Origin of the sequence: Kitasatospora humi (assembly GCF_020907985.1) — a bacterium.
Classification (GTDB): domain Bacteria; phylum Actinomycetota; class Actinomycetes; order Streptomycetales; family Streptomycetaceae; genus Kitasatospora; species Kitasatospora humi.
Window position 1 is genome coordinate 1 of sequence record NZ_JAJJPA010000104.1, and the last position, 7,894, is coordinate 7,894.

4 protein-coding genes and 1 pseudogene are annotated in these 7,894 nt (G+C 66.3%); 2 read left to right on the forward strand and 3 right to left on the reverse strand.

Annotated elements, in window-relative coordinates; genetic code table 11:
- The 3 genes and pseudogenes from LN042_RS36230 to LN042_RS36245 form a co-directional block, all read right to left on the reverse strand.
- A partial coding sequence (locus LN042_RS36230; RefSeq protein WP_372495887.1) for a site-specific integrase occupies window positions 1-617 on the reverse strand: 617 nt, incomplete at its 3' end.
- A gap of 348 nt (window positions 618-965) precedes the next feature.
- A pseudogene (locus LN042_RS36240) lies at window positions 966-2,681 on the reverse strand (IS1634 family transposase).
- Between the two features lie 825 nt (window positions 2,682-3,506).
- On the reverse strand, window positions 3,507-3,677 hold the full coding sequence (locus LN042_RS36245) for a hypothetical protein (RefSeq protein WP_230055724.1): 171 nt from the start codon (window positions 3,675-3,677) through the stop codon (window positions 3,507-3,509).
- A gap of 284 nt (window positions 3,678-3,961) precedes the next feature.
- Between LN042_RS36245 and LN042_RS36250 the strand changes: the two genes are divergently transcribed.
- Together LN042_RS36250 and LN042_RS36255 are read left to right on the forward strand one after the other, a co-directional pair.
- On the forward strand, window positions 3,962-5,077 hold the full coding sequence (locus LN042_RS36250) for a Fic family protein (RefSeq protein ID WP_308191927.1): 1,116 nt from the start codon (window positions 3,962-3,964) through the stop codon (window positions 5,075-5,077).
- A 258-nt stretch (window positions 5,078-5,335) separates the two neighbouring features.
- Complete coding sequence (locus tag LN042_RS36255; protein WP_230055726.1) at window positions 5,336-6,712, forward strand: hypothetical protein; 1,377 nt, start codon at window positions 5,336-5,338, stop codon at window positions 6,710-6,712.
- Window positions 6,713-7,894: the final 1,182 nt, after the last annotated feature.

Here is a 7,894-nt window from a genome sequence, read left to right on the forward strand (position 1 = left end):
TGCAGGGCGAGGACTTCGCCGCGGCGCATGCCGGTGCCGAGCATGACCTCGAACAGGTCGGTGAGCCGGTCGGCGTAGTGCTCGGCGTTGTGCCGCAGGAACGTCGCTGCCTCGTCCGGAGTCCAGCAGGTGCGTTCGGCGGCGCGGGGCTTGGGCGGGACGGAATGCTTGGCCGGGTTGTAGCGCAGCCGCCATGAGCGGACGGCAGCGTTGAGCGCGTTGCGCAGGGTGGAGACGACCCGGTAGATCGTCACGCGGCCCCGCCCGGCGTCCTGCTGGGCGGCGACCCAGCAGTCAATGTGCTTGGGGCGCAGGTCAGGGAGGCGGTGATGGCCGAATGCGGGGATCAAGTCCCGCTCGACGCAGTCCGCGTAGCCGGCGTAGGTGTTCGGCGCGAGCCGCTCCTTCACCGAGGCCAGCCACTCGCGCAGGTAACTCGCCACAGTCGTGCGGCGGTCCTCATACACCCCGCGCACCTCACCGTCGAGCACCGCCTTCATCTCACGAGCCGCCTCCGCGCGGGTGGCGAAGCCGCCTCGCCGACGGGTGCGGCGCCTGCCCTCCTCCCGGGCCAGGTCGACGCAGTACGTCCACTTCCCGTGGTTCGCCTCTGCCACCAACCTCAGGCACCACGGACCGAGCTGCTTCCCGTGCTCGTCCGTGCAGCCACACCGCCGGTACACCCGACCACGCTGCGCTCGCTGTCCCATGGGCTTCCTCTCTCGATGAGCGGTTGATCTCCTGGGACCAAGGTTCGCCGGGCGGCTGGGCGTGTCGGCAGAGCGTGAGGTCAGGGGCGCGAGGCACGGCGGGACCGACCGGGAAGGACACGCTCCAGACGACACACCGCATCCCGGGTTCGACATAATTCGGCGGCCTGGAGTGGCGAATCCGGGGTCTGACCTGGGCGGACGTGCTTGTGACCGCTTGGAGGGCGTTTCTCTAGGCGGTCACGTCTGGGCTGGTCAGCGGGTTGCGGGCTGGAGCGCGACGACCTGCTTGGGGACGGGGATCTGCAGCTTCGCGAGCAGGTCTCGCTGGGGCTTGGTCAGGGTGGTGACCTGCTGGAAGGTTCCGGTGGGGCCGGTGAAGGTGCCCAGGTGGAGGCGGTCGAGCTCGCGTCGGATGTGCGGCCAGGTGTCACCGGTGGTGGTCTCGGTGATCCGGATCAGCAGGAGGGCGAGCCAGCACAGGATGACGTGGGCTCGGATGCGTTCTTCGAGTCGGTGGTAGACGGGCCGCAGGTCGATGATCTGCTTCATGTCGCGCCAGCCGCGCTCGACTTCGAGCAGTTGCTTGTAGCCGAGCGCGATGTCCTCGGCGCTCAGGTGGGGGTCCGAGCAGCGCAGGAGGTACTTTCCGTCGAGGTTCTCCTCCGTCTTGATCTTCGCCTGGTCGATGCGGAGCTTGCCGGCGGGGGTGGCGCGAAGGTAGCGGTTCAGGCCCGGCTTGTCGGCGATCCTGCCGCGTAGTTCGCCCCGCTTGAAGTCGCTGAGCTTGTCGGTGTCGGCGATCAAGTCGGCAAGTTAGGCGACGAGTTGTTCGCGCATGTGCCGGTCGCGCTCGGCCGCTTCGGGGTTGTGGCAGATCACGAACCGGTCGGTGTCGGATATCCGCACTTCCTTGACGCGCATGTTCTCGCCGACGTCCTGGTAGCGGCCCTGCCGGGACAGGGCGGCCTGCACCTCGGGACTGCCTGAGCGGAGCTTCTCGCCGATGATGTAGGCGTGGTCGCCCTTGCGCAGGTAGCGGCGGTTCTCGGCGGAGGAGAAGCCACGGTCGGCCACCCACACGATCTTGGAGAGGGTCCAGTCCCGCATCTCGTCCTTGACCTGCCGGATCAGCGTTTGGTCGGAGGCGTTGCCCGGCCAGCACCAGCAGCGCACCGGGATCCCGTCGCGGGTGACGGCCATGCCGATGACGATCTGCGGCAGGTCGTCGCGGGAGTCCTTCGACTTGCCGTAGGTCCGGAACCCGACCGGCTTCGCGTCGCCGTCTGCCTGGCCGTCGCCCTCCAGCCTGCGGCCGGCGTCGTCGCGGGCGACCGGTTCGTCGGGCTCCTCCAGCTCGAAGTAGGTGCTGGTGGTGTCGAAGAACAGCAGGTCCACCTCCAGGTTCAGCAGGTTCGCGACCTCGTCGAACACCTGCTTCTCCAGGTCGTCCTTGACCTCGTGCAGCCAGTCCATCGCCCGGTAGCAGGTCTGCTCGCCGGCCTCGGCCAGGCCGTCGATGTGCACGTCGTTCGTGATCCAGTCCGCGGCCGCGAGCTTGGAGGAGGGGGCCAGCGCGCGGTTGGCGACCAGGGCGAACACCACCCGCTCGGTCGCGGTCATGTCCCGGCGGCGACCCCGCTTGGGCTGCCCGACCCGGCCCACGATCTGATCGATCCGCAGTCGGCGCCAGAGGTGGTCGAGCACGTAGGCGCCGCCGAACGGCACCGAGGAGACGAACTCCAGGTCCGAGGCGGCGGTCGCGGCCAGGGCGTCCCCCGGTTCCAGCAGCCTCGATAGAGACGCGACCAGGCGCTTGACCGCGTCGCGGTCCAGATCGTCCTCGCGGCCGAAGGTGAACAGCACCTTCGGCACCGCCCGCCCCTTCACCGGGTCCCACTCGTTGTGGGCCAGGTGCAGGTACCGGACCGTCCCGGACTTGTTCTCCCGCTTCGTCGTCTTCACGTACATGACTCCAGACGATAGGCCGAAGCAGCAGGCCAGTGCAGGCAAATCACAGAAGTCGCGTCTCTAGGCATTCTCGGGCGCCCGCACTCACCGCAGCCCGATGACCTGCACCTTCAACCCCAGAGCACCTCTAGAACCCACGAATTACGTCGAACCCGGGCGCATGGAAGATGACGATCCGTAGCCAGTGGGTAAGCGACCATGATCCGCCCACAGCCGTAGCGCCGGAGCGTCGCCCACCTGCACTGTCGTCTCCGCGGCCACCCGCGCCTTGCCACAGCGGTTCCTGAAGGACCGACAGATCCTCGTCACCGGCAGTAGCCGGAGTGGGGTCTATGGCCTGGGGACCACTTTGGGACCAGGTCCTGATGGCCCAACTCCGCGCCCACAGGCCGAATCGGGCAATCGTGCGCAAAGTAACAACTGGCAAACGGTCAGCTCGTTCGGCGGGTGTCCTTGGGATGGAACGCCAACTCATATGCACCTCAAGCTAGTTGGGCAACAAAAAAGCCGGAGCGGTGACGCTCCGGCAGCTGACAATCTGGGGGTCAAGGGGTCGCAGGTTCAAATCCTGTCGTCCCGACTGTGAAGTCGGTTGTGGGAGCCGGTACTTGGGAATCCAGGTACCGGCTCTTGCTGTTGCCCTGGGGGCCAGCTGGGGACCAGAGTCAAGGATCGCGCTCTCGATGCGCCCCGTGAATCACATCGACAAGGGCGCCGAGGTGGGGCTTTTGTCCGAATCACCCCCATCGACACTGACACGCCGTCGGTACTTGGGTGTGGCACGGAGTCTGACGGTGGCGCACCTTGACCCACTGGGCTCGCCAGTCAAGTGCGGTAGCGGTGGCAAATTGGGGTAAACCCGGCTGAAGTGCTGGCCTCGGGAATCAGGGTGGCGACGATGTACATCGCCGTATTGGTGGCCGGAAAAATCGCAGCGGTGCGAATTCCGCAGGCGAGCGACGGGCGGGTGGATCGTTGATGCTGTGCGTCGGCCATGCTGAGCCGGACAAGGCGATGAGGCGGCGGTACTCTGGCGCACCTGGCGCAACCGGGGTGGCAAGTTTTGCGCCTGCCGCTGAGGCTGGTTGGGATATTGCTGGCTTTGCCATGCGGGAATGCGCAAATTGATCTCGGGGGCGTCGGTGCTGTTGTAGAGACCCAACAGGGGCGGTGGCGATCTCCAGGGCCCGGCAGGATTCGATGCGTCGCAATCGGCGGATAGCTGGCTTGACGCTGTGATGCCATGATGGTGTCATTGCTACATGTTGTATTCCTCGCCTGTGCTGGAAGAAGCGGATCTGAGAGTCCTCGCCGAGATCGACGAGATGCGGGACCGTCTGCGGTTGCATCTGCGCACGCCCCGCCGTTGGGAGGGTCAACTGCGGCGAAACCTGACCGCGCGGGCTATCGCGGGGTCGAACACCATCGAGGGTTACGCTGCGAGCGTCTCCGATGTCGAGGACATCATGGTCGGCGAGGCACCGATCGATGCGAACGAGGCCGTGACTGCCGAGATTGACGGCTATCGGCAGGCGATGACCTACATCCAGCGTCTTGCTGAGGCCGGCGACGACTTCGCGTACAGCAAGGGCCTGTTGAACGCGCTGCACTTCATGATGCAGGGTCACCACTTGCTGAAGCGGCCCGGTTGGTGGCGCAGCGGTCCGGTGTACGTGACCTCGGCGGAGGACCCGACCATTGCCGCGTACACTGCTCCGGATTCCGACCAGGTGCCGGCCCTGACCGGGGAATTGGTGCATTGGCTGAACGAGGGGGACCTCGACGCGCCTGGGCTGGTACGGGCGTCGATGGCGCACCTCAACTTGGTCGCGATCCACCCGTGGTCGGACGGCAATGGGCGGATGTCCCGCGCCCTGCACACTCTGGTCCTCGCCCGCGAAGGCATCATGGCCCCGGAGTTCTCCAGCATCGAAGAATGGCTTGGCCGGGCCCGCAACACCTACCGCTATTACGACGTTCTCGCCGACGTCGGCGGGCCCGTATGGACCCCGGATCGGGCCACGCTGCCATGGGTGCGGTTCTGCCTGCGCGCCCACCACCAGCAGGCTCAGAGCGTCGAGCGCCAGGTGAACACCACCCGTGAGGTCTGGACCGCCCTCGACGAAGCTGTCGAGGAGCGCGGCTGGCCCGATCGCATGCTCTACGCGCTCTACCCTGCGGCTATGGGCAACCGCGTCCGCCGGGCCACTTACCAGGCCGATGCCGAGCTCAGCGAGCAGCAGGCCCAGCGCGACATTCGCGAACTGGTCCGAGCTGATTGGCTGGCCGCCAAGGGAGAAGCCCAGGGACGCTACTACACCGCCGGTCCGAACCTCCCCGAGGCAATCACTCGCGGGGTTCGTGAGCCCAGACCGCTGCGCGACCCGTACGCGTAGGCACCACGCGACTAGTCTCCTGGGTCGGTGCCTGCGGTACCCGGATGCTGGGCAGACCGAGCTGCTCACGGAACCAGTCGCGGAAGGTCTGCTAACCGCCGGGCGGTCGCTGGCTGTGCTGGGTCCGAAACCTTGGTTGTGCAGCATACGGTGCACGAGCAGAGGCCGGGCGTGCTCGTGTACGCCCCTGGCATGCGCCCCGAAATCGCGACTTAAGGTGCAGCATCTGCTCTGCGGCGCTGAAGAGTTGGGGGATGCGTGGAGGGCAACGCGTTGAAGGACATTCGTGAGGTGCTTCGGCAGCTTGCTCAGCAGTCGAACATCGCGGTGCATTCCACTGCCAGGCTGGTCGGCGAGCTGGAAACGGCCGCGGCGAAGGACGACGATGAGCGGGAGGAGAAGGAGCTCGACGCGCTCCGCCGCAAGCAGGGTCTCCAACTCATACCGGCCAAGGAAGTCGGCGAAGGAGTGCAGCTGACGCCGTGGAAGGTGCTGCACACCCTCGGGCGCGCGATTGCGCTCTCGCGGCGCGGCGCCGGGCGCGGGCTCGCGGAGCACTGGGGTTGCCTGAAGTACAGCCAGGCACTGGAAGGCACGCTCGGCACCTTCATGGCCCTGTCGGCCGAGGGGCGTGACACCGCGGACTACTACAAGGCGCTGCAGTCCGACGAGCTTGGGGTCGGCTTCGCGCTTGCCCTAGCCAAACACGTCCTGGCCAGGCGCTTTCCGGACCACAGTGTGTCCATTGTTCCTGCCGACACCGCGCTGCGAGCTCGCTTCGCCGTCACCGGCAGGGACTCTGGGACATCCGTCGGCTACCGCTACCGCCCCCAGTACTTCGCCGAGGTGTGGGCGCCTGGCCAACCCTCGCGGGTCTTCCCGATCGCCTGCAAGGGCAACCACAGCGGTGCCTCCGTCTCCCACACCCAGCTGGCCTCCGGGGCGGTCCACGCCGACGCTGTGCACATCGGCGGATGGACCGATACACCAGCCCTGATCTTCAGCACTGAGATTCCCGTCGACGGGCCAATGACCGTCCACGCGTTGCAGGCGTGCGGCAACGGCGGCAAACTCAGCCACCCAGCCGGTGCAGCCCGTGACTTGGACAAGGAACTTGACGAGGACAACATCTTTCCCGGAATCCAGCCGCCCGCGCAGGACGGCGAGACCCCCGAACCCGTGCCGGGCTTCCACATCCAGCCGGGGCACTACGCCTGGTTCCAGCACGCCCTCGCCCGTACCGGCGCAGCCGGCCTGACTGCCTTCGCCGGCGACGCGGACGCCACCGTCCCGTACCTCACCAACCGGCAGGGCCGTAAGCGGTACGAGGGTATCTCGCACGCCGCGATTGGCAGCGTCCAGGACGCGGAGCACGAGCTCCTCGGCATACCGTTCGTCGGCACCGACCACGTCTTCCGCCTCAATCGCACCCGGGTGGAGGCCTTCTCGGGTGTCGCCCAGGACCTCTTCGAACACCTTGCGAACAACCGGCTCACCAGCTACCGCGACGAGGCCCATGCCCGCCGAGCCTCGTCGCCGACCGATACCTGGGATGACGAATGGGACGGCCCGGTTTCCGTCCACCCGGATGGATCCGTGCTCGCCCTGCGCGTCCTTCCGACCAAGGACCACTGACGCCGCCGCTGCCGCGCGCGGCCGGACTTGCCGGGCGACGAATCCACCTACGAGCTGGGCTCCTCCTCGAACCAAGTGGTGATGGCGTGTCCAGAGTTGCGGGAGTGGTGGGTGCAGCGGCAGAGCATGAGGGGTGGCGCGTGGAACAGAAGCAAGATCGACTGGCCGGGGCACCCGCTGGCGACTCGCCACGAGGACGATCATGGTGTGCGGATGGTGGGTAGGGCAGCTTGATCGCGCAGCCTCGGCCCGCACGGGGGGCTGCTCGGGAGAGTGGCCGCGGGTCGGGAGAGGCTGCCTGCCGGCCGGCCGTTGGGTGTTGGGATTGTACAACCCGGAGCAGGCACGGTTGTGACGGCGCCGAGCCTCGGACCGGTCTTCGGAATGAGCTACGGCGAGCGCCGAGAATTCCGCAAGCCCGCAGGTAATGAGCGAGGTCGGGATTCTCGTGCCAATTTCTGGCTGACGTTCGGTCCAGATCGGATTAATTCCGCCACGCAGTTTATGATCCCTGTTCGGTGAGTCGCTGGGAGACCCGTGGGAATCGCTGGATCCGCGGCCGAAGTGGCATTACCTTGGAGGCTGAATTCCACTTGGGCCCTCCGTCGAGCCCTTGTCCTGGGGACCAGCTGGGGACACGTCATACGCGTTGGCGCGTGATGTGCGCGAAACGTTCTCATCTGCACACGCACGACATGCGTGGGGGTACATTTCAGGCAGAAAAAGGGAAACCCTTCCTGACTGGGGGTCAAGGGGGCGCAGGTTCAAATCCTGTCGTCCCGACTGGGGTTCGCCCCATTGTCGCAGGTCAGAGGCCGTTTTCTCGTTCGCGAGGAAGCGGCTTTTGGCGTTCTCCGGGGCATGCCTCTGACATCCGTCTCACACTTTTACGGTTCGACACTGGGGCGGAGGCCGTCTGGCGTCGTGAACCGGTGACTATCTGCGTCGTTCCTGCCTTTATATCTGCTCTATCGGTCACAACTGTGGCTTCGATGGTTGCTCACCGTGATCGCAGCCTCAGCCTGACGGGTTCGCACTTGGCGCTCTCTGGCGCTGATCAAGTGCGCGGACAGGTCCTGCGGCTGCTAGTACTACAGCCGGTTGTTCACGTGACGTGACGGCGGTTGGCTCGTTGGGCTGTTCGTGGGATTGATGCTGCCGCCGAGGGCGGTTGGAGTCGGT